Raw genomic sequence first — 25,801 nt, 5'->3', positions numbered from 1 at the left:
TATCAAAATGTTATATTTATAAAAAAACATCACTATAAAGTTATGAACAGAACAATTTTATTGACTGGAATTACATTGGGTCTGTTGGCTGTTATTCTAGGGGCGTTTGGCGCACATGGATTGGAAAAATTGGTGGACAAAGATGCTATAGAAACGTTTGAAGTAGGTGTTCGATATCAAATGTACCACGCCCTGTTTTTGCTTTTTGTTGGCTTGTGGACAGGCATTGCAGACAAGTCAAAAAAGTTGGTGTTTATATTTGTTATGATGGGTGTGATTCTCTTTTCTGGTTCTATTTATCTATTGGCAATGAATGAGTTAACGACTTTGGATTTTAAAATCATCGGTTTTTTAACACCAATCGGAGGGTTATTCATGATTTTAGGATGGGTTTATTCAGGATACCACATTTTAACCCATAAATGATTCAATTTAGCCTTAATTAAAAGGTCAAAAAGGTAATATTTTCTAGTTTTGTACCAACATAAAAGCTAAACAATGAAGGACTCTGCTCAAATTACGAAAACGATTTCGCTGACTTCATATGGCATAGACCATAACAACGTTCATTATCAACTTTCGCCGGACGAACTTCAGGACCTGACCATTGAAATGGGTATGGGAAAAGAAGCCGATTCAGGAGCTTTGGCTGTGAACACGGGAGAATTTACGGGCCGTTCACCCAAAGACCGATTTATTGTAAAAGATAGCATCACTGAAGATAAAATTTGGTGGGGTGATATCAATATTCCGTTTGATAGCGATAAGTTTGATGCTTTGCAAAATAAGGTCATTGATTATTTAAATGAGAAGGAATTATTTGTTCGCGACGCCTATGCTTGTGCAGATTCAGATTACCAATTAAATATTAGGGTCATCAACGAATACCCATGGTCCAATATGTTTGCTTACAACATGTTTTTAAGGCCAACGGAAGAAGAGCTTGAGAATTTTACTCCTGAGTGGACCGTAATAAATGCACCTGGATTTAAAGCGGACCCTGCAGTCGATGGAACACGTCAACACAATTTTGCCATTTTGAACTTTACCAAAAAGGTGGCACTCATAGGAGGTACGGGTTACACTGGTGAGATTAAGAAAGGAATATTTTCTGCCCTAAACTTTATTTTGCCCGTGTTTAAAAATACCTTGCCCATGCACTGCTCTGCCAATGTGGGTGAAGAAGGCGATACCGCAATTTTCTTTGGACTTTCTGGTACAGGAAAAACCACCCTTTCCACTGATCCAAATCGCAAATTGATTGGAGATGACGAACATGGTTGGACTCCAGACAATACGGTTTTCAATTTTGAAGGTGGATGCTATGCCAAAGTAATTGACCTTTCGGCAGAAAAGGAGCCGGAAATTTATGGCGCCATTAAAAAAGGTGCCATTTTGGAGAATGTGATCATGGATGAAAAAGGAGAAGTGGATTTCTCCGATACGTCCATTACTCAAAACACAAGGGTAAGCTATCCCATTGATCATATTGAAAATATTCAAATACCATCCATAGGAAAGAATGTGAAGAACATCTTTTTTCTTACGGCAGATGCCTTTGGGGTATTGCCTCCCATTTCCAAATTAACGCCAGCCCAGGCAGCCTATCATTTTATATCGGGCTATACTGCAAAAGTAGCTGGTACCGAAGCTGGCGTTGTGGAACCACAACCCTCTTTCTCGGCCTGCTTTGGTGCACCGTTTATGCCACTACATCCAGCCAAATATGCTGAAATGTTGAGCAAAAAAATGATAGAATCAGGGGTAGATGTCTGGTTGGTAAATACGGGTTGGACCGGGGGTCCTTATGGCGTAGGAACCCGAATGAAACTAAAATATACGCGAGCCATGATCAGTGCGGCACTTAGTGGTGAGCTTGGATTGTATTCATATGACAAATACCATATCCATTCCGTATTCGGAGTGGCGCAGCCAAGGGAATGTCCAGGCGTTCCGAAAGAAGTGTTGAGTCCGAGGGCAACTTGGAACAATGATGAGGCTTATTATACCACGGCCTTTAAACTCACCAACGCGTTCAGGGAAAACTTTAAAAAGTTTGAAGCTTTTGCCAGTGAAGAAATTCGACGCGGGGGACCCCAACGATATGCTTTCTAAAAAGAAAAACCCCAGCATTTGCTGGGGTTTTTTAATATCCAATAATTATATTTTCTACTTGTTTACACTGGTAATGTATTTCTGCAAAGCCATCGTCATGGATGGAGTTTCCGGGGTCGGGGCTTGAATATCGATTCGAAGACCTGCCTCAGTTGCAGCTTTAACAGTACTGTTTCCAAACACTGCTATTCTAGTGTTGTTTTGCTCAAAATCTGGAAAGTTTTTCAGCAATGATTCAATTCCAGAAGGGCTAAAGAACACTAAAATGTCGTAATACACATTTCTTAAATCGGAAAGGTCGCTGATAACGGTCTTGTAAAAAATACCGCGAGTCCAATTCACGCCAAGTTCATCCAAAGCAATCGGCACAGTAGGCTTTAGGGCATCGGAAGAAGGCAAAAGAAATTTTTCGTCCTTATACTTTTTAATTAAAGGAATAAGCTCAGGGAAAGTTCTTTTCCCAACATAGATTTTTCGCTTTCTGTACACCACGTATTTTTGCAGGTAGTAGGCTACGGCCTCAGACTGGCAAAAATATTTCATGGAATCGGGTACCTTGAAGCGCATTTCATCGGCAATCCTAAAAAAGTGATCTACAGAATTTCTACTGGTTAGGATGATTGCGGTGAAGTTGTTCAGGTCAATTTTTTGTTGCCTTACATTTTTGGCTTCAACACCTTCAACATGGATGAAAGGTCTAAAATCTACTTTAACTTTTTCTTTTTCAATTAATCTTGAATAAGGCGAGTTTTCGACTTTGGGTTCTGGTTGGGAAACCAAAATTGTTTTTACTTTCATAAGTTTTCAACCTTTTATAAAGCTTCCAATTAACACCAAGGGCGCAATTTCGAGTGTGCAAAGGTACAAAATAAAATATATAAAATACGGGAACAGTGCATTTTGATGGTTCTTCAGTAGTTTGAGGATACCAATACCATTAATCACAATAAACAGGAAAAACGTTCCGTATATGATTGTTTTTGAATCCTTTAAAATATAAACCAATAAAATATTGGCAATTGCGACCACCAGACTACTAAAATTAAGATATGAGATTTTATTAAAAATGAGCCCGCCAATGAGTTTTGTATTGTTGAACACAAAGCCTGTGAACAATTGTAATATAGATTTTAAGAACTCGAACAGGAACAAGGCCCCAAAAACAATAAAGTAGGTCCGTGCTTCCATTTCATTTTCCAATACCCCATAAACATGAAGCACGATCAAAATAAATAAGGCAAGGTTCAAAATCTGAAAGAGCGTCAATAAAAACTGAAACCAATCGAATAATTGTCCTTTTTTGCTATGGAACAGTACATACTTGTCGTTAAAGGGAAGGATGATAAAGTTGAGGAACTTGGAATGGTTCAAATACTTTCCCAAAGCCAAAAGCACTAATGCACCAAATAACACCAAGGTTATCCAATCAAGAGATAAAATTGTTTTTTCTATGGGGTTCATTCCTTTATTTTGATAGGTCTTCCGTTGAGACCGGGTGGTAAACCATGCTCCGAAATTCCTATCCTAAAATACGATGGATTTTCCATTTTGGATAGGGGCAGTTCAAAAGTGTAATCCAGGGTGTCTTTTGATTTTAAAACAGCAGGTTCGTTATCCATCTTTTTTACTTTCAACGGAAGCATTTCTTGCACTTGTTTATAAGGATTGGAATACGAAATGGTGTATTTTAAATCACTTAAATCAATATCGAAAGAATAGGGATTGTAAACTTTTAATTGATACCCCACACCTTCACTTGTCTTTTCCACAATGCATTTTATATTTCGGTATGATTGGAAATTGTCAATGTATTTTCCATACCCCTTGGTTCCATCAGCATGTTCAAAGGAAACATCGCCAAACTTGGAATAAATAGAAACGTAGACTACTTCTTTGCCTCTAACTTTTTCCTCCGAACCATCTATGGAATATTGATTCTTGCGATAGAATCCATTGTTCAAAGAAAAGGTGGTTATCCCTGCATAAAATTGGTACATTGGTGAACGCCGGTACGAATTTTCAAAAACAATGGGTGTGTCACCAGTTTGTTCATGAAGTTCGTTTACCCATGTTTTATTGCCATGGGTTTCATAAATGAAGGGAAATAAAGGTTGATACACCATCCATGCACGGGCATATAGTAATAAAACAGCACTGAATATACCGATACGGAACACCCATTTTCGCATTTTCGGATGTGTCAGCAGGCGATTATAGGCTATAATCATCAATGGAATGGATATCGCAATGGTCCATTGTGCCTGAACTCGTCTGTTAAAACTGGAGATAAAAAAGAACACAATAACCCCATAGATCAAATACACCAAGGCCTTTGAAAATTTATCGGTGGCCTTAAATTTGAAAAGTGCACCATAAATCCAATAAAACAACAGTCCAATAATTACTAATAAATTCAAAAAGAAACCTAGGGTAAAGCTATCGAATTTGTAGGCCTGATTGGGTCGTTCGTAAAGGTGAAAGGTGATGGAGACAAAATCGTTTTGATAGAGCCACCAAAAATGGGGGGCGTAACAAATCAAGGCCAAAACAACTGCAAGCCAAGCCTTCTTGTTAAAAATGAGTTTAAAATTGGATAGGAACACAAACAGAATTACCAAAACAGCGTGGTATTTGCTGTACATGAGCGCTGCCATAACCACTCCCAATAGAAGTGTGGTGGTGAGTGATTCATCCTTTAAAAAACGCTTGTACAACCACAGAAACAGCGTCGTAAAAAATAAAAGCGGTGTATCTGGCAGGGTTAAAAACCCATAGGCATTCATTAATGTGAAAGAGAAAGCCAATAGGAAAAAGTGTACCACATAATCCTTTTTCTTGGGATTGTCCACAAGTAGCCATAGTAAAATGTAGGTGCCCGCCGATAGCACGCAACTCATAAATCGAACTCCTAGTTCGCCATCAAAAAACAAACTGCTGATTTTGATTAAAAATGCCACCATAGGAGGGTGGTCGAAATAACCCCAAGCCATATCTTGGGCATAGTACCAATAATACGCCTCATCAAAAATAAGCTCGGTAACCGAAGCTTGTATAAGGTTGAGTACAAAAAGAATTGCCAGTAATATTAAAAAAAGCTTGGGAAACTTTTGAGACATCAAAATTGGATTTTAATGGGTAAAGTTACAAATATTGCACCAGTGCATACACGGGTGGGTCAAAGCAACTTGCGAAGACAATCTAGAAAACCGTATTTTTGAAATTCTAAACTCGTGCGAATGGCAGATGGCTTGGTCATTATACCCACCTTTAACGAAATTGAGAACGTTGAAGCGATAATTAGAGCGGTTTTCGACCTAAAAAAGGATTTCCATGTTCTTATTGTGGATGATAATTCCCCCGATGGTACTGCTCAATGCGTAAGAGACCTGCAAGAGGAGTTTACAGACCGATTATTTTTGGAAGTGCGCAAGGAAAAATCAGGATTAGGTACCGCTTATATTCATGGATTTAAATGGGCTTTGGCAAGGGGGTATGAATATATTTTTGAGATGGATGCCGACTTTTCGCACCGCCCAGACGACCTTTCCCGTTTGCACCGAGCATGCCTCAATGGCGCAGATGTGGCGGTGGGTTCGCGCTACAAAAAGGGTGTGAATGTGGTCAATTGGCCATTGGCCAGGATATTATTGTCCTATGGCGCTTCATTTTATGTGAAATTTATCACAGGAATGAAAGTGCACGATCCAACAGCAGGATTTGTATGTTATCACAGAAGGGTCTTGGAGACCATCAACTTGGACCATGTTCGATTTATTGGGTACGCATTTCAAATTGAAATGAAATACAGGGCCTACCTGAAGAAATTTAAAATAGAGGAAGTATCCATTATTTTTACCGATCGTGTCAATGGAAAATCCAAAATGAATTCTTCCATTATTCGAGAAGCTATTTTTGGCGTGGTAGCCATGAAATTTAGAAGCATATTTTTTAAAAAGACCTTTTAGTTATGTCAAAAATTCTGTTGAAGAATGCCAAGGTTGTCAATGAGAACCGCATTTTTGAATCCGATATTTTGTTGGAGGATGAAGTAATTGCCAGAATTGATGGAGATATTTCCGATGCCACTGCCAAGGTCATAGACCTCAATGGAGACCTTTTGTTACCTGGTGTTATTGATGACCAAGTACATTTTAGGGAGCCGGGCCTAACACATAAAGGTACCATTGCCACCGAAAGCAGAGCTGCCCTTGCGGGTGGGATTACCACCTTTATGGAGCAGCCCAATACCAATCCTCAGACAACCACTATTGAAAAACTGGAAGAAAAATTTGCCATGGCGGCCAAGGATTCCTCTGCGAACTACAGTTTTTTGTTTGGAGGTACCAACGATAATTTGGAAGAGCTGAAAAAATTGGATAAAAATGCCTGTTCAGGGGTAAAATTGTTCTTAGGGTCTTCTACGGGAAATATGCTGGTGGATAACGAAGCGGTGCTGGAAAAAATATTCAGCAATACCGAAATGGTGATTTCGGCCCATTGTGAAGATGAGGGAACCATTAGAGCCAACATGGCCAAGTACCAAGAAATGTATGGGGACAATATTCCCATTGAAATGCATCCCATCATTCGAAGTGCCGAAGCCTGTTACCTGTCTTCATCAAAAGCCATTGCCTTGGCAAAGAAAACAGGGGCGCGATTGCACGTTTTTCATGTATCCACCGGAATAGAAACCGATTTGTTCACCAATGCCATACCACTGGAGGAAAAGAAAATCACGGCTGAGGTCTGCATTCACCACCTTTGGTTTTCGGATGAAGATTATGCCGAAAAAGGCACCTTGATCAAATGGAATCCAGCAGTAAAAACCAAAACCGACCGTGAAAAACTGTGGGAAGCCTTATTGGACGATCGCATCGATGTTGTGGCCACGGATCATGCTCCGCACACTCTCGAAGAAAAGGACAACCCGTATACAAAGGCTCCGTCTGGCGGACCATTGGTACAACATGCTCTTTTAGCGATGCTTCAAAAAGAGAAGGAAGGAATGGTCAGTTTGGAAAAAATGGTGGAGAAAATGTGCCACAATCCTGCCAAACTTTTTGATATTGACCGTCGTGGATTTATCCGGGAAGGCTATTATGCCGATTTGGTGCAAGTGAACCAAAACTCAAAAAATCAGGTTAAAAAAGATAATATTTTCTATAAATGCGGATGGTCTCCTTTTGAAGGTGTTACTTTTGATGCAAGCGTGGCCAGAACTTTTATCAATGGGCTTTTGGCTTATGAAAATGGAAGTTTCGCTAAAGAAAAAAGAGCCAAAAGGCTTACGTTTAATCGATAGGTGATGAAGAAACTAGTAGTTGCATTTTTAGGGACCTTATTGTTTGTTGCTTGTGCCGAAGAAGTGGTAAAAAAGCCCGAGAATTTGATTGCCAAAGAGGATATGATCAAAATTTTACATGATTTGGCCCTTTTGAATGCCACTAAATCTGCTGCGCAAGACAATTTTGAAAATTCAGGTATCGATATTATGGAATATCTGTACAAAAACCACCAAATTGATAGTGCCCAATTTGCACAGAGCGATTTGTACTACGCATCCATTCCTTTGGAATACCAAACCATTTATAAAGAAGTAGAGCGACGACTATCTGTTCAAAAAGATACTTTGGAGGACAGGGGTAAAAGAAGAAACGAGGAAATGAGGCAGGCCAGTGCGCGCAGACAAGATTCCATAAATGCTTTAAAGGATTCAATGCAATTGAAAAAAGAAAATCCTACGCCCGAGAAGAATTAAACTTTTCACAACAAAAATCAATCGCTTCATCTAACTTTTCATATGCAAAGGGCATGGCGGATTCAATTTTATCGCCATTATACTGCTCTTGATTCAACAATCCTTTAGCCATGTTTTTTGAAAGGCGTCTTCGTTTTCCAAAAATATTGCTGCGAACCCAATCCAACCGCCAAAAACATTCAAGCATAAATTTAGACAACTTTTTCTCGGGTACTTTTACGCCCAATTTCTTTGCAATTTTAGTAAAGAATTCAAGATAGGTCCTATTTTCACTCACGAGAATAAATCGTTCCGATTGTATTTCGGAATCCATTAGTGAGCTCATGGCATTCACCACATCGTTCACGGAAACGAAACCTGTCCCCCCTGGGATGAAATGTTTCTTTTCTTTGGAAACATAAGTAAAAAAGGAACCACTTCCCGATTTCCAAAATCCTGGCCCAACCACCACTCCAGGATTCACGATTACAATGGAAAGACCTTCTTGGGAACCACGCCAAACCTCAAGTTCCGCATTGTATTTGGTCAACCCGTAAACAGAAGCCATGTTTTCGTTCCACTCGGTCTCTTCGGTGACCATATTTCCATTCATACTAGGCCCAATGGCGGCAATGGAGCTGATGTAGCAAAGTTTTTTTATCCCATATTTTAGGCACAGGTTCACCACATTTGCCGTGCCCTGCACATTGGTTCTTTCCAATTTTTTATAATCCTTGGGGTCAAAAGAAATCAATGCAGCACAGTGATAAACTTGCTCAACACCTTCAAAAAGGCATTCTAAATTTGAAATGTCGGTGATATCTGCTTCCAACCATTCAATTTGATTTTTCAATTGGGTATTATCGGTATAAAAGGCAAAAATTTCGGAAACCTTTTTAATGGAATCCTTTGTCCTATAATTGCTTCTGACCTTCTTTCCTTGCTTTGCCAAATGGAAAAGCAAATGCGAACCTATCAATCCTGTACCACCAGTAACCAAAATCATATGGTAAAAGTATCTATTTGTGTCGGAAATATGGAGCGAAGTGCCAACTTCATTTTATATTTGCAGCTATTGCAAAAAAATAATCATGGCGAAGAATTTTGTAGAAGAATTGCAGTGGAGAGGAATGGTACACGATGTGATGCCCGGTGCCGAAGAACACCTTATGGAAGAGATGAGGTCTGCTTATGTGGGTATTGACCCTACGGCAGATTCATTGCACATTGGCCACCTTGTTGGTGTAATGATGTTGAAACATTTTCAACTGGCTGGCCACAAGCCTTTTGCCCTTGTTGGAGGCGCCACGGGAATGATTGGTGATCCATCTGGGAAATCGGCGGAACGTAATCTTTTGGATGAGGCAACGCTAAGACATAACCAAGAGGCCTTAAAAGGGCAATTGAGCCGTTTTTTGGATTTTGAAAGCAATGCACCCAACGCAGCGGTTTTAGTGAACAATTATGATTGGATGAAGGATTTTTCCTTTTTGGAGTTCATTCGTGATGTTGGAAAACACATTACCGTAAACTACATGATGGCCAAAGACTCCGTAAAAAAGCGACTTTCTTCCGATGCCAAAGAGGGCATGTCTTTTACCGAGTTTACCTATCAATTGGTACAAGGGTACGATTTTTTGTATCTCTACCAAAACCATGATTGCACGCTTCAAATGGGAGGTAGTGATCAATGGGGGAATATTACCACGGGCACTGAATTAATTAGAAGAATTGGTGGCGGAAAAGGTTTTGCGATGACCTGTCCGTTGATTACCAAGGCCGATGGCACCAAATTTGGTAAAACGGAAGGTGGTAATGTTTGGTTGGATGCCGAACGTACTTCGCCCTATAAATTTTACCAATATTGGTTGAACACTTCTGATGAGGATGCGGAGAAGTATATCAAAATCTTCACTTTTTTGAGTAAAGAGGAAATAGAGGAATTGGTAGCAGCCCATAAAGAAGCGCCTCATATGCGTGCACTTCAAAAGAAATTGGCGGAAGAAATCACTGTTATGGTGCATTCCCAAGAAGATTTGGACAATGCAATTAAAGCGAGTAACATTTTGTTCGGAAAATCTACTTCAGAAGACCTTAAAGGATTGAATGAAAAGACCTTTTTGGACGTTTTTGAAGGCGTACCACAAGCCACGGTTTCCAAAGATGAGCTTAAGGATGGATTGGATATGATCGGTGCCTTGGCAGCGAAAACCAATTTCTTGGGCTCTAACGGAGAAGCCAGAAGAGAATTGAAGCAAAATTCCATTTCTGTGAACAAGGAAAAAGTAAAAGAGGATTACTTGATTACAGAATCGGATTTGATCAACAATAAATTTGTACTGCTCCAAAGGGGCAAGAAAAACTATTTTGTGTTGGTTGTTGCATAGTCAAAGCAACGATTGTCGATTTTTTTCATCTTAGGGCAATAAAATCTTTTGTATGAAAAAGCCGATTATTCTACTTACGGTATTATTTCATCTGGGTGGTTGTTCTAAAGATGACGAGTATGTGGTTGATGTCGCTTTAAGTGGAGAATGGACTTTAAATAGCGCTAGCTGTTTTTGTTATTTTGGAGATGATTTTGATTTTAGTGACCACCGGTTGACTTTTGATAGCTCGGAGCAAAAAGTGGTTGTTCAAAATTCTGAAAAGACCTCGTTTATAACCGAATCTGGGACTTATACTTTTGGAAATAATGGAAGAATTCTTAACATAAATGGGAGAAAGTACTCTTATGAGATCAGTGGCGATGATTTACAGCTTACTTTTGTAGATGACCCAGCCATCGCTGATGATGAGATTGCGTTGTTCTACACTAGGAACTAAAAAACCATTAAATTACAGCCTCTAATATCCGAATTATCAAAACGTCCAAGTATTTCAATGTTGTTATCTGGATGTATTTTGCCCAAATCTTGGGTTGCAATAAATGAGCAGGAATACACATTGGCCAAATCAATGATGTTAACCCCCCCCGTTTTACCATTATTCAATAAAGTGAGAGGGTCTTCGGTGTCACGGGTCAATATTTTCATCCAAGGAGGTGTTTCAAAGACTCCATGTCCCTTAGAGTAAGCTTGTGATAAAAGCTCCGTCATACCATATTCCGAATGGATGTTTGGAACCTTGAAAGCATCGGTTAGAATTTGATGGAGTTCTGCCCGAATCAATTCTTTGCGACGACCTTTCATGCCCCCGGTTTCCATAATGGTTGTATGCTTTAAGGGCATCGGAAATTTTTCAGCTAAATCTAGAAGCGCAAAAGAAACACCGATTAATAGGGTTTTGGTACCTTTTTGCTCCAACTCCATCAGCTTTTCATGCAATTCTTGCAGATTGTTGAGGTAGAAGCCGCTGCTTGGATGCTTGGAACGTTTTACCAAATCGTCTACCATGTAAACCAACGATGAGCCTTGGCGTTCCAAATAGGCCGGTAGTAACGCCAAAATGCAATAGTCTTCCACAGGGCCGTAAAACAATTCGAACCCTTTTAAAAAACTTTCTTCATAAATTTTCACATGTGGAACCAAATGCTTGCTTGTGGTGCTTTGGGTGGTGCCACTGCTTTCAAAAATGACTTCAGTTTCCTTTTTGGTAGAAATTATAGTGTGGGATTTAAAAAATTGAATGGGTAAAAAAGGAATTTGGCCAACTTCTTTAACCTTATCCGGAGTGCTTTTTAAATGGTTGGCATAGTTTCGATATACGCTATTGTTTTGGTATTGAAATTCGAAAACCTTTAGGGCCACGCTTTCGAATTCAGAATCGTCTGAAATAGCAAAAATCTGTTGGGTATTAAACTGCTCCATTCAAAAACAAAAGTACCCAAAATAAAAAAGCCCTTTTTATAAAAAGGGCTTTTAAAGGGGGATATGTTTTGTTATTTCACGACCAGTTTTCGGGTCATGGTTTTTTTCTCTTCAGTGACCTGCAGCACATACACGCCAGGAACCAATCTGGAAATGTCCAAAGTATTGGTGGAAATTCTATCGGTGAGCACTACTTCACCAAAAACATCAAATATTTTGATTTGCTTCGTCCCATTGGATTCAGTGGTAATATACACCTCATTCCCATAGGCGGGGTTGGGATACATTTTAAATCCCTTTAGTTCTTGTTCTGGTATGGTATTCGCACTTACCAGATCTTGGCCGAAAGTAAATAAGGGTATAGCCATAAGTAAAATAAAGTAGATTTTCTTCATAAAAGCTGATTTGGGGGTATATGTGCAATATAAAAGTAGAAAATCGGTTATGGGTATACTATTTAATGTTGTGAAAGCATTAAAAGTGTTGGTAAATGGCCAATACCTGTGGTTTGACTAAAATAGGTAAGCCAAATAAAGCATAAACTACTTGATAATGAGTTTTCTGGTAGCTACTTTGTCTTTTTCAAAAACGCGGAGAATATAGACGCCTTTATCCAAATCGGAAAGGTTGAGTTCCTTACCCAAAATGGTGGTTTGTAGCACTTGAGTGCCCAATACATCGAACACCAATATTTTTTTTGGTGAGTTCAAGGTAGTTTCAATGTACACTTTGCCTTGGGTAACGGGATTGGGATAGAGCTTAAACCCGTCAATATCTGCACTGCTCTTGGCATTTTCTTGCGAAAATCCAAGGGAACAAACAAATAAAAGAATGACTAGGTAAAAGTGCTTCATACGTTAATGGTTACAAACGCTGTGCCACAAATATATAAAAATTGGAATGCGAATGTGGAACCGTTTGACGAATAGAGGGTTACTTTTCGATGAAATGCAAAAAAAAGCCCTCGAGAACTCGAGGGCTTTTTCATATGTTAAGAGGTGTTTCTTAGTTGATACCTATGGTCCAACCAGCTCCCCAAGTGGCAATATCGGTTCCTGTACCGTTTCCAACTCCTGATACAAAATCAGCTTCGTCAAAAACAAATCCAGTATCATTTTTTACGTTGGTAGTCACATTGGTAAAGGTTACATTGGTGGCACTTAAAAGACCGTCCAATACACCTTGACCTGTTGGGTTGTCACCAGTATCTCCATCCAAATCGAAAGCTTCATCAAAATCTATGAACAGAACGTTGTTGAAGATACCTTGAGTACCTGCTCTCAATCTGATAGCTTCACTAGTTCCATCATTCACACCTACTATAGTTACGTTGGTAACAGTAGGAGCGGAGAAGTATCCACCTTCATTGCTAAAGTCCGTATTGTAACCATCGCACTCAAAAGCTTTGTCGTGGCTAGTTCCGTGCTGAACGTAAACGTCGGTCAAAGTACCAACGAATCCTTCTGTCCAGTCGATAGAATCATCTTCAGAGTTTACCACCACCAAGTGGCTAGCCTCAACAGTTCCACCGAAGAACTCAAAACCGTCATCGGAACCTTCGTAAACTTCTACGTAATCGATAGTGGTTCCAGTTCCAACACCATAAACAGAAAGACCGTTCAACTCAGCGTTACCATCAATGGCTCCACCAGCGTACTCGATACGAACGTACTCTAGGCTTCCTGAATCGTCATCAGATACATTTCCACCGTAAGAAAGTCCACCAACCTCGGTAGTTGCAGTATCGGTAGAACCGTCTGCGGTTGAGTTGATAGGTGCTCTTCCACAAAGTACAATACCACCCCAGTTACCAGAACTTGGAGAAGATGCATTTGAAGTAAATACGATAGGATTGGCAGCAGTACCGTTGGCTTCGATTTTGGCACCTTGTTGAATGGCAATGTATGCATTAACACCTACCGGTTCAGCTTTAATGGTCATCCCTGCAGGAACAGTCAAAGTTGCTCCATCAGCGATAAGAACAGGACCAGTGATTACATAATCCATTTCTGAGTCCAAAGTAAGGTCTGTAGTGTATACCCCACTCAAATTTACAGTCGTGTTCTCCTCAGAGCCACCACCATTGTTAGTTGTATTGTTTGTGGTACTGTTATCGTTGATAACAATATCGGAGGTATCGTCAGCTTCACAAGCAATGAACAAAGCGGCGGCTATACCTAAAAATAAAAACTTGTTTTTCATTTGTTTCGATTTAAAATAATTTAAAATTTATATTTAAGGGTTAGCCCAACGTTAACCCCAAGGTTATACTCTCTAATAACAACATCTCCAATTCCGGTTCCTTCACGAACCAAAGAGACATCAGGATTTAAAATGTTTTTTGCAGAAAGATTGGCTTCAAAATGCTCTCCAAATGAGTTTTGCCAAACGAAGTTCAGCGTTGGAACCGCTCTTTCCACGATATTGCCCAAACTACCTGCTCCCAACGAGAAAATACGATCGGAGAAGTAGGAGAAAGCTACTGTGGCTTTAGGTTTGTAGCTGCCAAAAACTGGACTATAGTTTAAGTCGGCATTGATGATGAAAGGAGAAGCTCCTTCCAACTCATCGGAATCCCGGTCGAACGATGTTCCAAAGGTGTTTTCAGAACCTCCAGGGATGTCTTTTAAGTCTTGCTTCGTATGTGTGTAAGCAGCGTTTACTCCAAGAGAAACCACCGCATTTTCATCAGCATCCAAAAGCAGGTTTTTACGTAATTCAAGCTCAACGCCATAAATGTCGGCTTTGTCACCGGTTCTAAAATATCTTTGCGTACCTGTAGCATCGGCCGCAACAACTCGGTTTACAGGATCTTTGATGGTTTTGGCAAAAGCCGCAAGGGAAATGATCTCACCTCTTTCCAAAAACCATTCATATTTTAGGTCGTAATTGAAAACATCTGAATAGGTTGCTTTGTCTCCGTTGAGTCCTCCTAAAAGGTCAGGGTTACCACCTACACGTTGGGTGACGGATTCGTAAACGAATGGTGCAACTTCCTTAAATTCTGGGAAAGATGCCGTTTTACTGAAACTTGCTCTCAAATTCGAATTTTCAGTAAGGGCATACTTGGCATTCAAACTTGGTAAAAAGATGTTTTCATAAACCTCACGGAAACCAGGGTCTATAGGATTAATGTTGATTACATCGTATTCTACTTTTTGACTGTAGGACTCTACGCGAACACCGGGAACAATACTAAACTTGTCCGTAAGTCCAATTTCCGCAGTTGCAAAAAGGGCATGGATGTCTAAATTACCTTTATAAGTGTTTTCAGGAAGACCAGGTCTGTTGGTATTTCCTATTTCGTTGCTGATCGGGTTCAAAACGATAGTGTTCCACAATCCTTCACCTTCAGGAATGTTGATGTTTGTGTAATGAAAAATGGAATTGAAATCGTTTACATCGGTAACAGGTGTGTTAGCTCTATCAACAATGTCATAACCGTATCTAATACTGTTGAATCTTCTTTCTTTTCTTCTACCGTTGTATCCGAAGTTGAACTTCACTTTTTCAGAGGCTTTGTAGCCCAAGTTCATAAAGCTGTTCAATTCGTCATCTTCTATGCTCTGAAAGAATCTTTGATTGTCAAAAGGAATGTTGGTATAGAAAACCGGATTGGTGCTGGTATCGTTATCCAAGGCATATTGGTAGTTTTCCAAAGTGATACGCTTACGATCGGGCTCATCGGAAAATACTTTATTGAAACCTACGCCCCAGTCAAAGGATAATTTTTCATCAAAAATGTGTTGACCGGTCAATTGGTTCACAAAGATCATGTCTTGGTTAAACTGAACGTTCATCACGTAAAAACCTTCATCGGTGTTTAAAATGGCATCTCGGTTAGTACCTTGACCGTTTACACCATAATAACCTACACGGTCGGCAGCACTGTTCACAAACAAAGAGCTGAACTTAACCTTGTTCTCATCGTTGATTCTGTAGGTAATATTTCCAAGAGCGGTGGTCGTGGTCTTATAGGCATATTCCAACACATTTGGGAAATTTACCTTTAATACGTTCGTGAAGTCACTCGCGGGACCTTCCAAAATTTCAAAACCATTGGAGAAACTGGCCGCTCCGAAGAAACTCAATCTGGATTTATCATCGTTAAAATTGAAAGAGTATCCTCCTTCAATCGCACCTGAAATATTGATGGGTTTCCAAGAAGCTTCAGGATCCACACCATGGGAAAGTACCACAGCAAACGGGTCGTTGTCGTAACGGTTATAAAAACCAAAATCACTGGTTCCTTCACTCTTATAAAAATCCTCGCCGGCAGCATTGGTGTTGATTCCACCACCTACTGCAACTTCCAAATAACCGTCTCCAGTGTACTCTTTGGAATCCACATTTACGTTACCTGCGGCAAAATCACCATAAAAGGTAGGGCTGTATGCCTTGCTCACCGATACATTTTCTATAATGCTAGATCCAAAAAGATCTAGGTTGATGTTTTTCTTGTTTACATCATTGGAGGGCAAAGAAAGGCCGTTCATGGTGGTGTTCTGGTAACGATCGCCCAGACCACGAACATAAACATTGCTAGATCCCTGTTGTTTCGAAATTCCTGAAATTTGTGCTACCGCAGCAGCTGCATCGTCAATACCTTTTAAGGTAAGGGCTTCGGCACTAATGGCCTCTTGCATTACCAAGGCATTTTTTTGTTGCAACAATAGGGCAACTTCAGAATCTTTTCTGGCAGATGTGGTCACAACAACTTCATCCAATCCTACACTACTGGCCCCAAGACCTGTATTAATTTCGGTAACCTTACCAGATTCTACCACTACATTCGGCAATTCTAAAGTCTCATAACCCAAAAAGCTAAAAACCAAGGTATAGGTTCCAGGGGCCACATCAGCTAATTCAAAAAGACCATCGAAGTCGGAGGTGGTGCCCGTTGAGGTTCCTTTGATCAAAACATTGGCAAAGGGAAGCGGGTCGTTGTTTAGTTCCTTGTCCGTTAACTTACCTACAATGCTTCCGTTTTCCTGTGCGGAAAGCAGTAAAGTAAATAAAGACATGGCCACTATTAAATATGTTTTCATACGTTGCTATGAAGGGTTTAAAATTTGTGGCAAAGAAACGGGGAGGTTGTAAAAGCGATGTTACAGGTGGGTTAAGACTTTATTTCAGATATGTTACAATAAGGTTACCACATTAAATCAACGTTAAGCATTTATCCTGTAAGTGTATTATCTTTACATTTGGGCGATTAACACAGAAATACCATCCCATGAAAAACAAGGACATAAAGATTCTATTAGTTGACGATGAACCTGATATTCTGGAAATTATAGGGTACAATCTCAGTGCCGAAGGTTACGAAGTCATCACTGCCAAAAACGGTCTTGAAGGTGTGAACAAGGCAAAGAAAAAGAATCCTCACCTGATCATAATGGATGTGATGATGCCCGAAATGGATGGTATAGAAGCTTGTGAGGCCATTCGTAATACCCCAGGCTTGGACAATACGATCATTACTTTTTTAACCGCAAGGGGAGAAGATTATTCCCAAGTTGCAGGATTTGATGCTGGTGCCGATGATTATATTACCAAGCCCATCAAACCAAAAGTATTGGTGAGCAAGGTAAAGGCCCTTTTGCGTAGGTTGAAGGATGATAAGAAGGAAGTAGAGGAGATTGTTAAGGTCGGAAACATTGTGATCAATAGAGAAGAATACAAGATCGTGAACAATGGAGAAGAGATGGTATTGCCCAGAAAAGAGTTTGAACTACTTTCTCTTTTAACTTCCAAACCAAACAAAGTATTTAAGCGCGAAGTAATTTTGGACAAAGTTTGGGGCAACGAAGTCGTTGTTGGTGGCCGAACCATAGATGTTCACATCAGAAAACTGCGCGAAAAAATTGGGGACGATCACTTTAAAACCGTTAAGGGCGTAGGCTATAAGTTTGTACTCTAATGGCCATTAAATTAAGGAAATCATACAAATTTGCCCTAAGGTCATCCTTACTGATTACCCTTATTGTTACGGCTACTTTTATTTTGTTCCATTTAATAGCAGGCCATTCAGACTGGTTAAATACGGTGCTTTTTGGACTGGTCACCTTTGTGGTTTGTTTTACGGTAATCCAAGTAAGGGTAGAGCGATTTATTTACCGACGGGTCAAAAAAATATATGATGATGTATCCCTTTTAGAGTCCACATCCTTTTCCTCCAAACCGATTACCACCGACATGACCACCCTTATGAAGGAAATTGAAAAATTTGCCGAAGGGAAGAAAATCGAAATAGATACCTTAAAGATTCGAGAAGAATACCGTAAGGATTTTTTGGGCAACGTATCGCACGAACTAAAAACACCCTTGTTTACCGTTCAAGGGTATATTCTTACCCTGCTCGATGGTGCCATGAAGGATAAAAAGTTGCGCGAAAAGTATCTCGAGAGGGCAAGTAAGGGAGTGGAGCGGTTGATTTATATTGTAAAAGACCTGGATTTGATCACCAAGTTGGAGGCTGGTGAACTGCAAGTGGAATTCGAGGATTTTGATGTAATCGAACTCATCCAAAACACCTTTGATCTTTTGGAGATGAAAGCGGCCAAAAAACAGATTGCGCTGACTTTTGATATGGAATATCCATCGCCGATTTATGTGCATGCCGACAAGGAGAAAATTCAACAGGTGATCAGCAACCTTTTGGTAAACTCCATTAAATATGGCCATACGAACGGAACCACAGAGGTGAGTGTAGAGAATCTCATTAAGAACAAAGTAATTGTTCGGGTTACCGATAATGGTATTGGAATTCCCAAAGCCAATCTCCCTCGACTTTTTGAACGTTTTTATCGTGTAGATCAAAGTGGAAGTCGAAAAGAAGGTGGGTCAGGATTGGGTCTTTCCATTGTAAAGCACATCATCGAAGCCCATGGCGAGAAAATTTATGTGGAAAGTGAAATTGATGTCGGTTCCGAGTTTTCCTTTACATTGGAAAAAACCGTAAACAAACCTGAAAAATCAGAATTGGTCTCAAATTGAGTCAATCCAGAAAAATCATCCATTCGATCTAATTCCGCAAGTGTAAAATCTTCCTGATTGCAATAAGGAACGATTCCCTTTTTCTGCAATCTTTTACCCAAATATTCTTGTTCGTATTGCCCTGGCGTTGGAATAAAAAAGGCCTTTTTTTCCAATTTGGCCAAGTCCATTACCGTGGTATAGCCGGATCGGCACAGTACTTTTTTACTTTGATTCAAAGCAGTTTGCAATGCTTCGGATTGCATAAAGTTGAAGAGTTTAATGTTTCCTTTGGGAAGTTGAATATTTTCAACAGTTTGCTCGGCTTCAATTTTACCTTTAACGAAAAGAATGTCACCTTCAAAGCAAGTCAACCCTTGAAGTAATTTTTCCTCTAAAAAAGTGCGTTGGGGCTCTGGACCGGATAAAAGAACCGTCAAATCATAAACCAATGGTACGTCTTCTTTCTCAAATCGACTCAAAGGACCGAGGTAGGCAATGTTCAATTTCGATTTCTTTAAATGGCCTAATTTCCCTGTTAAATTTGGTTTCCCTTCCACGTCGGGCACCCAACAAGCATCAAACTTTTTAATGATTTTTTGATGCGCCTTGGAACTCATCCAAGTGGTGTTCCCAGAAAGCACATTCAATTGATGGGTAATAAAAACGCAGGGCACTTTTTTATAATAAGCACCAAGTCGATTGTCCGAAATAATGCCATTCAATCCATGCTCTTTCACCAATTTTTTCACCGCTTTTTTCTCAAGGGCCATCGCTTTGATCACTTTAGGCGAATCCCAAATCATTTTCATTTTAAAATTCTTTCCCTTTTCAGCGTAAGAAATTTTATAAGAAGGCAGTTCAAAGGAGGGTAAATCAGGAAATTCTTTTTGTAACAAGGATAGGGCAACACCATCGGAAGCAATAAAAGGTTGGTGTCCCTGAACAAGCAAACCTTTGATGATGGGGATGCATCTTGTCGCATGACCCAGCCCCCAATTTAAGGGAGCGACCAGAATTCGTTTCGAATTTTGCATATCCGTAAAAAAACAAAATCCCAATTGCTTCAAGATTTCCTTAGTTTTGCCAAATCATTAATTTTTTTGCACCATAAATTTCAAAAGTGGGAAGTAAGAACAAGCTTAAACGATTTAAAGAAAACGAAACTTTTGCCAATGTGGTGCAGCCCACACGGGAACAAGTCATGGCCGGCTTTGAACATAAAGGCAAATGGTCTACTTTTTTTGGCAACAACAATCCCATAGTTTTGGAATTGGGTTGCGGAAAAGGAGAATACACCGTAGGACTTGCGAAGCAAAATTCAGATAAAAACTATATCGGGGTAGATATTAAAGGCGCTCGTTTTTGGCGTGGTGCCAAGATTGCATTGGAAGATAATTTAACCAATGTAGCTTTTTTGCGTTCCCAAATCGAATTGGTGGACCATCTATTTGGAGAAAATGAAGTATCGGAAATTTGGATTACGTTTCCCGACCCACAGATCAAGTACAAGAGGACCAAACACCGTATGACCAACCCGGATTTTTTGAAAAGGTACAAGCATATCCTTAATCAGGGCGGAACAGTAAATTTGAAGACCGACAGCGAGTTTATGCACGGCTACACCCTTGGATTATTGCAAGGATTGGGACACGAGATCATTTATGCAAACCACGATGTCTACAAAAATGAGGGGGCTCCATCCGAAGTGCTTGAAATTCAGACTTTCTATGAAAATCAGTATCTTGAAAAAGGAAAACCAATCACCTATATCCAATTTAGGATCAATTAACCAATGACCCACATTCTCATACTTTTCTTTGCCACATTCTCGGCGGCCTTTATGGCAACCGTTCCACCAGGTCTGCTCAATATGAACGCGGCCAAGATCAGCGTGGAAAAAGGCAAGATCAACGGGGTTATTTTTAGTATTGGAGTTTCGACTATGATTATGATTCAGGCCTATATTGCTGTCTTTATCTCCAAATTTTTATATCGCAATCCAGATGTTATCGATATCCTTTTTAAAATTGCGGTTGGCGTCTTTGCATTTTTTGCCATTTATTTTTTCCTCATGGCGAAAAAGAAAAAGAAACAGAAAATCAAGCAAGTCAATCTAAGCAAAAAGAATTCTTTTTTTAAGGGGATTTTGTTGGCTGCATTGAATTTGTTGACCATTCCATATTACAGTGGACTTAACGCCATGTGGAACGAGGCAGGTTGGATTCAGTTCGAGGCCAAGGATATTACCACCTTTGTTTTTGCTGCCGGGGCAGGAACATTTTCAGTTCTTTACCTTTACACCTTTTATTTTAATAAGCTGGAAACCAAGACCAATCGTTTTGCCAAAAACTCCAATTACATATTGAGCGCTTTAATGCTTTTGTTGTTGGTCATCACCTTAATCCGAATCATGTATCGCTAGGATGGAAGAGCCCAGTTTTTTTGATAAGGTTTACGAAGTGGCCAAATTGATTCCTTACGGTAGAGTGACGTCTTATGGAGCCATTGCCAAGTATTTGGGAGCCGCTCGAAGTGCTCGAATGGTGGGTTGGGCCATGAACAATTCCCATAATAAAGATGTTCCTGCTCACCGCGTAGTGAACCGAGCGGGTGTGCTAACGGGCAAGCATCACTTTGAGGGGTCCAACCTCATGCAACAATTGTTGGAAAACGAGAGGGTCCAAGTTATGGACAATCAAATTGTCGACTTTCAAAAATATTTCTGGGACCCCGCCAAAGAACTTTGATCAATACCCTGGAGGGTGCATTTCATCAAACTCAGTTGCTTCCTGAAATGCTTTGGCCAATAACAAAATACTGGCCTCATCGTATAAATTGCCTACAAATGTCATGCTCGTTGGATGATTTTTCTTGTCCAATCCCGTTGGAATCGCAATTACAGGATGTCCGGTAAGGTTGGTCGCCATTAATTGGTCGTTGCCAAAAGTCGGGGAGATCAAAACATCATAATCTTTCATCAAATCCTGCATTTTTTCAATCAACACCTGTCTTTGACGGTTTGCCTGAAGGTATTCCACAGCCGGGATAAACCTACTTTGGCGCAATGAATTTGCCCTGGAACGCTGGTCTTGTTCCACCATCTTGTCCACATCACCAGAACGTACGAGTTCATCAAAGAAGGCGCCTGCCTCGGCACGTAGGATAATGTCAAAACCACGATAGGGAATATCTTTGGGCATTTCAACCGCAGTTGGGTCGACTCCTAGATTTTCAAGTGATTTTAGTGCTTTTCTAAGATTTTCACCACTATCGGTAGTGTCCTTTTCAATATCCTCCTTCAAGTAAGCCACCTTTAGGTTTTTAATATCCTTGTTCCAATCCACCCCGAAAGGAAGGTCAGCTGTAGATAAATCTTGTGGGTCTTTACCTTGAATGGTCTCAAAAATAATAGCACAGTCTTCCGCATTTCTTGCCAGGGGTCCAACTTTGTCCATAGACCAACTCAAACTCATAACGCCATGTCGGCTTACTCTTCCGTAGGTCGGACGTAGGCCTGTTACACCATTTCTTGTACTAGGCGAGGTAATGGAACCCAAAGTTTCGGTTCCCAAAGCAAAAGGAACCAATCCTGCCGATGTTGCCGAACCCGAACCGGCAGAAGAACCACTTGCCCCTTGTGTAGTGTCCCATGGGTTTTTTGTTTTTCCGCCAAACCAAACATCACCTCTGGCCAAGGATCCAGATACTAGTTTGGCTACCAAAACGGCACCCGCATCTTCCAATTTTTGAATTACCGTGGCAGTTTCGTTGATTACTTGGTCTTTATAAGGTTCGGCTCCCCAAGTGGTGGTGTAACCTGGAACGGCCATTAAATCTTTGGTTCCGTAGGGAATGCCATGTAAAATACCGCGGTACTTTCCATTTTTTATTTCCTCATCTGCACGTTTGGCCTGTTGTAAAGCCAATTCTTCGGTAATACTAATGGTGCATTGGAGTGCTGGTTGATACTTTTTTAATCGGGCCAAGAAAAATTGAGTAAGCTCCGTGGAGGTTATCTTTTGATTCTTGATCAAAGAAGCTAGTTGCGGAATAGTGTAATAGGCCAATAGATCATAAGGCTCTGGGATTTCCACATGATCCGGAATTTCCCATTGGGTTCCATTCATTTGTTCAGGCATGGTGAATCCCATTGGGGTGGGATCAAAACGAACCGCTGGAAACACATCATTGCCAATGGGGTACTTACGCAACGAATCAAAACCGCTTCGATTTCGTTTTAGGTAAGGGTAAAGCGTGTCTACATTCTTTTTCGAAAAATCCAATCCAATCAGTTTTTCTGATTTTCGAACGTCCTTTTTGGTAAATGTGCTTTTATTCGAGGTGCAAGAATACCATAAAAGAGATACACACAACAATATGAGTTGGGGGAGTTTGGTTGATTTAAGCATGTTGGTTGAAAGTTTCAAAATATAAGCTTCTAAGCTACATTTTTTGTGAAAAACCATCACAATGGCAACCCTATTTTGTGTGATTCAACAGGTAAATATTCCATTACTCATATTTTCCATCTGCTTTTTTTTGAAATATAACACCCTAACTTCTTAATCTAACACCTACGCCGTATCTTTGTAGTTTAGAATCAGTTCAAACATCAGAATGTAAAAATAGGATTCATGAAGTTGAAAAAAGCAGACATTCTTAAGGCATTGGAAAAGATATCCGCTCCCGGTGAAGGCCAAAATTTAGTTGAAAGTGGCGCGGTCACAAATATTCAAGTATTTGGCGATGAGGTGGAAGTGGATGTGACCATAAAAAACCCAAGTCTACAAGCCAAAAAGAAGACCGAGGTGGAAATATTAAAGTGTATCCACAGGGTGGTTTATGAAAAGGCGAAAATAAAAGTCAACCTAAAGGTTGATGCCCCGGCACAACCCAAGGTGAACCAAATTAAAGGAAACCCTATTCCAGGAATTCAAAATATTGTAGCGGTTGCCTCAGGAAAAGGTGGGGTTGGTAAATCTACCATTACTGCCAATTTAGCGGTGACCTTAGCTAAAATGGGCTTTAAAGTGGGGTTGTTGGATACTGATATCTACGGACCGTCCATGCCCATAATGTTCGACGTGGCCAACGAAAAACCACTTTCTGTAAATGTAGATGGCAAAGCCAAAATGAAGCCTATTGAAAACTATGGGGTAAAATTACTTTCCATCGGATTCTTCACCCAACCCAATCAAGCTGTGATATGGAGAGGGCCTATGGCTGCCAAAGCATTGAACCAAATGATTTTTGATGCCCATTGGGGCGAATTGGACTTTTTGTTGTTGGATCTGCCTCCAGGAACAGGGGATATTCATTTGAGTATTATGCAATCCATGCCGGTAACAGGTGCGGTAGTAGTAAGTACACCTCAAGAAATTGCATTGGCAGATGCCAGAAAAGGAGTGGCTATGTTCCAGCAAGAAGCTATAAATGTGCCTGTATTGGGAATCGTGGAGAATATGGCGTATTTTACACCAGAGGAACTACCTGATAATAAGTATTATATCTTTGGTCAGCATGGCGCCAAGAACTTGGCAGAAGACCTAGATGTTCCTTTCTTGGGAGAAGTTCCATTGGTGCAAAGTATACGTGAAGCTGGCGACGTGGGAAGACCCGCAGCCCTTCAGACCGCTACGCCGATTGAGGAAGCATTTGAAGAGATTACAAAGCAAGTAGTGCAGGAAGTGGTAAGAAGAAATACCGATCTTCCACCTACCGAAGCAATAAAGATTACAACAATGGCAGGTTGTTCCGCCGTTAAAAAGAAATGAGCATGGCAACAATGACATCAGAAGAAATTAAGAGCAATGTTGAAAAAGCCTTGGACGAAATTAGACCATTACTCCAGAGTGATGGTGGGGACATTACACTCATCTCCATAGATAACGACACTTCGGTGAAAGTGCGTTTGGAAGGCAATTGCATTGGTTGCAGCGTGAACCAAATGACACTGAAAAGTGGTGTGGAAATGACCATTAAAAAATACGCGCCACAAATTGAGGAGGTCGTCAATATTAGCTAGTTCCCTATAAACTTAATTCTAAGTTGGGTGTGCCATTTATGGGCGCCCAAAATTCTTTTTGTATGATCAAAACAGATATTCTGATAATTGGAGCGGGACCTACGGGTCTCTTTGCTGTTTTTGAAGCTGGTCTTTTACAATTAAAATGCCATTTAATAGACGCCTTGCCACAGCCTGGTGGACAATGCGCTGAGATATATCCCAAGAAACCCATTTACGATATTCCAGGATATCCCGAAGTGTTAGCAGGTGAATTGGTCGATAATTTGATGGAGCAGATCAAGCCATTTCAGCCTGGGTTTACCTTGGGTGAAAGAGCAGAAACCATCGAAAAATTGGAAGATGATACTTTTATTGTTACCACGAACAAAGGCACCAAACACCATGCACCTATAGTTGCCATTGCAGGAGGGCTGGGTAGTTTTGAACCAAGAAAACCCTTGTTGCAAGACCTTGCCAAATTCGAGGATAATGGTGTGGCCTATATGATCAAGGAGCCAGAAGTGTACCGCGATAAAAAAGTGTTGATTGCTGGTGGAGGGGATTCCGCATTGGATTGGTCCATTTTCTTGGCTGATGTAGCTTCTGAGGTAACATTGGTACACCGAAGAAATGAATTTAGGGGAGCACTAGATTCTGTGGAAAAGGTGCAGCAACTCAAAAATGAAGGGAAAATCAATTTGATTACTCCTGCAGAAGTGGTTGGGCTACAGGGCGGAGATACTTTGGAAAAAGTTTCTGTTAAGAATACAACAACCGATGAGGTAATTGATATAGAGATAGACAATTTTATTCCATTGTTTGGACTTTCCCCTAAATTGGGTCCCATTGGAGATTGGGGCTTGGAAATTGAGAAAAATGCCATTAAAGTGGATAACACCCTCGATTATCAAACCAATATCCCTGGAATATATGCCATAGGTGATGTAAATACCTACCCGGGAAAATTAAAATTGATCCTATGCGGTTTTCACGAGGCTACATTGATGTGTCAAAGTGCCTACCAACGTATTTTTCCAGATAAAAAATATGTGATGAAATATACCACCGTTGGTGGCGTAACCGGGTTTGACGGAAGTAAAAAAGAAGCTCCGAAAGCTGTTGTAAAAGCTATCGACTAATATCAAGTAAACA

26 protein-coding genes are annotated in these 25,801 nt (G+C 40.4%); 15 read left to right on the top strand and 11 right to left on the bottom strand.

Features of this window, described 5'->3' with window-relative positions; all coding sequences use genetic code 11:
- The first annotated feature begins 42 nt into the window (after positions 1–42).
- Positions 43–426, top strand: a complete 384-nt coding sequence (locus ABT310_RS04875) for a DUF423 domain-containing protein (protein ID WP_375325624.1) — start codon at positions 43–45, stop codon at positions 424–426.
- A 72-nt stretch (positions 427–498) separates the two neighbouring features.
- On the top strand, positions 499–2,115 hold the full coding sequence (gene pckA / locus ABT310_RS04870; protein ID WP_375325623.1) for a phosphoenolpyruvate carboxykinase (ATP): 1,617 nt from the start codon (positions 499–501) through the stop codon (positions 2,113–2,115).
- A gap of 54 nt (positions 2,116–2,169) precedes the next feature.
- Here the strand turns inward: pckA and ABT310_RS04865 are convergent, their stop codons facing one another.
- From ABT310_RS04865 to ABT310_RS04855, 3 genes are read right to left on the bottom strand one after another with little or no spacing between them, the layout of a single operon-like run.
- Positions 2,170–2,913, bottom strand: a complete 744-nt coding sequence (locus ABT310_RS04865; RefSeq protein ID WP_375325622.1) for a uroporphyrinogen-III synthase — start codon at positions 2,911–2,913, stop codon at positions 2,170–2,172.
- Between the two features lie 6 nt (positions 2,914–2,919).
- Positions 2,920–3,576, bottom strand: coding sequence for a DUF4271 domain-containing protein (locus ABT310_RS04860; RefSeq protein WP_375325621.1), 657 nt, complete (start codon positions 3,574–3,576; stop codon positions 2,920–2,922).
- Positions 3,573–5,231, bottom strand: coding sequence for an ArnT family glycosyltransferase (locus ABT310_RS04855; protein ID WP_375325620.1), 1,659 nt, complete (start codon positions 5,229–5,231; stop codon positions 3,573–3,575). Before ABT310_RS04855 ends, ABT310_RS04860 begins: the two co-directional genes overlap by 4 nt.
- Positions 5,232–5,351: 120 nt before the next feature.
- Between ABT310_RS04855 and ABT310_RS04850 the strand changes: the two genes are divergently transcribed.
- Genes ABT310_RS04850 through ABT310_RS04840 form a run of 3 tightly spaced genes read left to right on the top strand, consistent with a single transcriptional unit; the run spans position 5,352 to position 7,873 of the window.
- Entirely contained in the window at positions 5,352–6,080 is a 729-nt protein-coding gene (locus ABT310_RS04850; RefSeq protein ID WP_375325619.1) for a polyprenol monophosphomannose synthase, read from the top strand.
- 2 nt (positions 6,081–6,082) lie between these two features.
- Positions 6,083–7,417: a dihydroorotase gene (locus ABT310_RS04845; RefSeq protein WP_375325618.1), complete on the top strand. Its 1,335-nt coding sequence runs from the start codon at positions 6,083–6,085 to the stop codon at positions 7,415–7,417.
- Between the two features lie 3 nt (positions 7,418–7,420).
- A complete protein-coding gene (locus ABT310_RS04840; RefSeq protein ID WP_375325617.1) occupies positions 7,421–7,873 on the top strand; it encodes a DUF4296 domain-containing protein in 453 nt (150 codons plus the stop codon).
- On the opposite strand, the gene ABT310_RS04835 is transcribed toward ABT310_RS04840, so the two are convergent.
- On the bottom strand, positions 7,854–8,858 hold the full coding sequence (locus ABT310_RS04835; RefSeq protein WP_375325616.1) for an NAD-dependent epimerase/dehydratase family protein: 1,005 nt from the start codon (positions 8,856–8,858) through the stop codon (positions 7,854–7,856). The genes ABT310_RS04840 and ABT310_RS04835 overlap by 20 nt on opposite strands.
- A gap of 85 nt (positions 8,859–8,943) precedes the next feature.
- On the opposite strand from ABT310_RS04835, the gene tyrS reads away from it, so the two are divergent.
- A complete protein-coding gene (gene tyrS / locus ABT310_RS04830) occupies positions 8,944–10,239 on the top strand; it encodes a tyrosine--tRNA ligase (RefSeq protein WP_375325615.1) in 1,296 nt (431 codons plus the stop codon).
- A gap of 52 nt (positions 10,240–10,291) precedes the next feature.
- Positions 10,292–10,678 carry a hypothetical protein gene (locus tag ABT310_RS04825; RefSeq protein ID WP_375325614.1) on the top strand — a complete coding sequence of 129 codons (387 nt, stop codon included), beginning with the start codon at positions 10,292–10,294 and terminating at the stop codon, positions 10,676–10,678.
- On the opposite strand, the gene ABT310_RS04820 is transcribed toward ABT310_RS04825, so the two are convergent.
- From ABT310_RS04820 to ABT310_RS04800, 5 genes are all read right to left on the bottom strand, one after another.
- A complete protein-coding gene (locus ABT310_RS04820) occupies positions 10,675–11,661 on the bottom strand; it encodes an acyl transferase (RefSeq protein WP_375325613.1) in 987 nt (328 codons plus the stop codon). The genes ABT310_RS04825 and ABT310_RS04820 overlap by 4 nt on opposite strands.
- A 71-nt stretch (positions 11,662–11,732) precedes the next feature.
- Positions 11,733–12,056, bottom strand: coding sequence for a T9SS type A sorting domain-containing protein (locus tag ABT310_RS04815; RefSeq protein WP_375325612.1), 324 nt, complete (start codon positions 12,054–12,056; stop codon positions 11,733–11,735).
- A 147-nt stretch (positions 12,057–12,203) separates the two neighbouring features.
- Positions 12,204–12,515, bottom strand: a complete 312-nt coding sequence (locus ABT310_RS04810; protein ID WP_375325611.1) for a T9SS type A sorting domain-containing protein — start codon at positions 12,513–12,515, stop codon at positions 12,204–12,206.
- Between the two features lie 151 nt (positions 12,516–12,666).
- Positions 12,667–13,863, bottom strand: coding sequence for a multidrug transporter (locus tag ABT310_RS04805; RefSeq protein ID WP_375325610.1), 1,197 nt, complete (start codon positions 13,861–13,863; stop codon positions 12,667–12,669).
- A gap of 20 nt (positions 13,864–13,883) precedes the next feature.
- Entirely contained in the window at positions 13,884–16,709 is a 2,826-nt protein-coding gene (locus ABT310_RS04800; protein WP_375325609.1) for a TonB-dependent receptor domain-containing protein, read from the bottom strand.
- Positions 16,710–16,897: 188 nt separating this feature from the next.
- On the opposite strand from ABT310_RS04800, the gene ABT310_RS04795 reads away from it, so the two are divergent.
- Both ABT310_RS04795 and ABT310_RS04790 read left to right on the top strand, forming a co-directional pair.
- Positions 16,898–17,584, top strand: a complete 687-nt coding sequence (locus ABT310_RS04795; RefSeq protein WP_375325608.1) for a response regulator transcription factor — start codon at positions 16,898–16,900, stop codon at positions 17,582–17,584.
- Positions 17,584–18,660: a sensor histidine kinase gene (locus ABT310_RS04790; RefSeq protein ID WP_375325607.1), complete on the top strand. Its 1,077-nt coding sequence runs from the start codon at positions 17,584–17,586 to the stop codon at positions 18,658–18,660. The genes ABT310_RS04795 and ABT310_RS04790 overlap by 1 nt, the downstream gene beginning before the upstream one ends.
- Here the strand turns inward: ABT310_RS04790 and ABT310_RS04785 are convergent.
- Positions 18,564–19,676: a glycosyltransferase gene (locus ABT310_RS04785; RefSeq protein ID WP_375326148.1), complete on the bottom strand. Its 1,113-nt coding sequence runs from the start codon at positions 19,674–19,676 to the stop codon at positions 18,564–18,566. The two genes, ABT310_RS04790 and ABT310_RS04785, sit on opposite strands and share 97 nt — an antisense overlap.
- Positions 19,677–19,762: 86 nt before the next feature.
- Here ABT310_RS04785 and trmB point away from each other — a divergent pair, with 86 nt between their 5' ends.
- The 3 genes from trmB to ABT310_RS04770 are packed head-to-tail and all read left to right on the top strand — an operon-like array spanning position 19,763 to position 21,389.
- Positions 19,763–20,431 carry a tRNA (guanosine(46)-N7)-methyltransferase TrmB gene (gene trmB, locus ABT310_RS04780; protein ID WP_375325606.1) on the top strand — a complete coding sequence of 223 codons (669 nt, stop codon included), beginning with the start codon at positions 19,763–19,765 and terminating at the stop codon, positions 20,429–20,431.
- A 3-nt stretch (positions 20,432–20,434) separates the two neighbouring features.
- A complete protein-coding gene (locus tag ABT310_RS04775) occupies positions 20,435–21,064 on the top strand; it encodes a LysE family transporter (RefSeq protein ID WP_375325605.1) in 630 nt (209 codons plus the stop codon).
- Between the two features lies 1 nt (position 21,065).
- A complete protein-coding gene (locus ABT310_RS04770; RefSeq protein WP_375325604.1) occupies positions 21,066–21,389 on the top strand; it encodes an MGMT family protein in 324 nt (107 codons plus the stop codon).
- On the opposite strand, the gene ABT310_RS04765 is transcribed toward ABT310_RS04770, so the two are convergent.
- The gene (locus tag ABT310_RS04765; RefSeq protein WP_375325603.1) at positions 21,390–23,051 is read right to left on the bottom strand and encodes an amidase; all 1,662 of its coding nucleotides are present in this window, start codon (positions 23,049–23,051) and stop codon (positions 21,390–21,392) included.
- Between the two features lie 225 nt (positions 23,052–23,276).
- Here ABT310_RS04765 and ABT310_RS04760 point away from each other — a divergent pair, with 225 nt between their 5' ends.
- The 3 genes from ABT310_RS04760 (at position 23,277) to ABT310_RS04750 (ending at position 25,788) form a co-directional block, all read left to right on the top strand.
- Entirely contained in the window at positions 23,277–24,416 is a 1,140-nt protein-coding gene (locus tag ABT310_RS04760) for a P-loop NTPase (protein WP_375325602.1), read from the top strand.
- Positions 24,417–24,427: 11 nt separating this feature from the next.
- Positions 24,428–24,667 carry a NifU family protein gene (locus ABT310_RS04755; RefSeq protein ID WP_375326147.1) on the top strand — a complete coding sequence of 80 codons (240 nt, stop codon included), beginning with the start codon at positions 24,428–24,430 and terminating at the stop codon, positions 24,665–24,667.
- A 62-nt stretch (positions 24,668–24,729) separates the two neighbouring features.
- Complete coding sequence (locus ABT310_RS04750) at positions 24,730–25,788, top strand: NAD(P)/FAD-dependent oxidoreductase (protein WP_375325601.1); 1,059 nt, start codon at positions 24,730–24,732, stop codon at positions 25,786–25,788.
- Positions 25,789–25,801 lie beyond the last annotated feature (13 nt).

It is taken from the genome of Flagellimonas cixiensis (assembly GCF_042134615.1).
Lineage (GTDB): Bacteria > Bacteroidota > Bacteroidia > Flavobacteriales > Flavobacteriaceae > Flagellimonas > Flagellimonas cixiensis.
This window is presented reverse-complemented; position numbering and strand designations above follow the sequence as displayed.

Coding starts and splice junctions, on each gene's coding strand:
- ABT310_RS04810 (WP_375325611.1), bottom strand. CDS start 12,515: ATGAAGCACTTTTACCTAGTCATTCTTTTATTTGTTTGTTCCCTTGGA.
- ABT310_RS04840 (WP_375325617.1), top strand. CDS start 7,421: ATGAAGAAACTAGTAGTTGCATTTTTAGGGACCTTATTGTTTGTTGCT.
- ABT310_RS04750 (WP_375325601.1), top strand. CDS start 24,730: ATGATCAAAACAGATATTCTGATAATTGGAGCGGGACCTACGGGTCTC.
- ABT310_RS04815 (WP_375325612.1), bottom strand. CDS start 12,056: ATGAAGAAAATCTACTTTATTTTACTTATGGCTATACCCTTATTTACT.
- ABT310_RS04825 (WP_375325614.1), top strand. CDS start 10,292: ATGAAAAAGCCGATTATTCTACTTACGGTATTATTTCATCTGGGTGGT.
- ABT310_RS04860 (WP_375325621.1), bottom strand. CDS start 3,576: ATGAACCCCATAGAAAAAACAATTTTATCTCTTGATTGGATAACCTTG.
- ABT310_RS04785 (WP_375326148.1), bottom strand. CDS start 19,676: ATGCAAAATTCGAAACGAATTCTGGTCGCTCCCTTAAATTGGGGGCTG.
- ABT310_RS04770 (WP_375325604.1), top strand. CDS start 21,066: ATGGAAGAGCCCAGTTTTTTTGATAAGGTTTACGAAGTGGCCAAATTG.
- ABT310_RS04835 (WP_375325616.1), bottom strand. CDS start 8,858: ATGATTTTGGTTACTGGTGGTACAGGATTGATAGGTTCGCATTTGCTT.
- ABT310_RS04865 (WP_375325622.1), bottom strand. CDS start 2,913: ATGAAAGTAAAAACAATTTTGGTTTCCCAACCAGAACCCAAAGTCGAA.
- ABT310_RS04850 (WP_375325619.1), top strand. CDS start 5,352: ATGGCAGATGGCTTGGTCATTATACCCACCTTTAACGAAATTGAGAAC.
- ABT310_RS04855 (WP_375325620.1), bottom strand. CDS start 5,231: ATGTCTCAAAAGTTTCCCAAGCTTTTTTTAATATTACTGGCAATTCTT.
- ABT310_RS04820 (WP_375325613.1), bottom strand. CDS start 11,661: ATGGAGCAGTTTAATACCCAACAGATTTTTGCTATTTCAGACGATTCT.
- ABT310_RS04800 (WP_375325609.1), bottom strand. CDS start 16,709: ATGAAAACATATTTAATAGTGGCCATGTCTTTATTTACTTTACTGCTT.
- ABT310_RS04775 (WP_375325605.1), top strand. CDS start 20,435: ATGACCCACATTCTCATACTTTTCTTTGCCACATTCTCGGCGGCCTTT.
- ABT310_RS04875 (WP_375325624.1), top strand. CDS start 43: ATGAACAGAACAATTTTATTGACTGGAATTACATTGGGTCTGTTGGCT.
- pckA (WP_375325623.1), top strand. CDS start 499: ATGAAGGACTCTGCTCAAATTACGAAAACGATTTCGCTGACTTCATAT.
- ABT310_RS04795 (WP_375325608.1), top strand. CDS start 16,898: ATGAAAAACAAGGACATAAAGATTCTATTAGTTGACGATGAACCTGAT.
- ABT310_RS04790 (WP_375325607.1), top strand. CDS start 17,584: ATGGCCATTAAATTAAGGAAATCATACAAATTTGCCCTAAGGTCATCC.
- ABT310_RS04845 (WP_375325618.1), top strand. CDS start 6,083: ATGTCAAAAATTCTGTTGAAGAATGCCAAGGTTGTCAATGAGAACCGC.
- ABT310_RS04760 (WP_375325602.1), top strand. CDS start 23,277: ATGAAGTTGAAAAAAGCAGACATTCTTAAGGCATTGGAAAAGATATCC.
- ABT310_RS04765 (WP_375325603.1), bottom strand. CDS start 23,051: ATGCTTAAATCAACCAAACTCCCCCAACTCATATTGTTGTGTGTATCT.
- ABT310_RS04755 (WP_375326147.1), top strand. CDS start 24,428: ATGACATCAGAAGAAATTAAGAGCAATGTTGAAAAAGCCTTGGACGAA.
- ABT310_RS04805 (WP_375325610.1), bottom strand. CDS start 13,863: ATGAAAAACAAGTTTTTATTTTTAGGTATAGCCGCCGCTTTGTTCATT.
- tyrS (WP_375325615.1), top strand. CDS start 8,944: ATGGCGAAGAATTTTGTAGAAGAATTGCAGTGGAGAGGAATGGTACAC.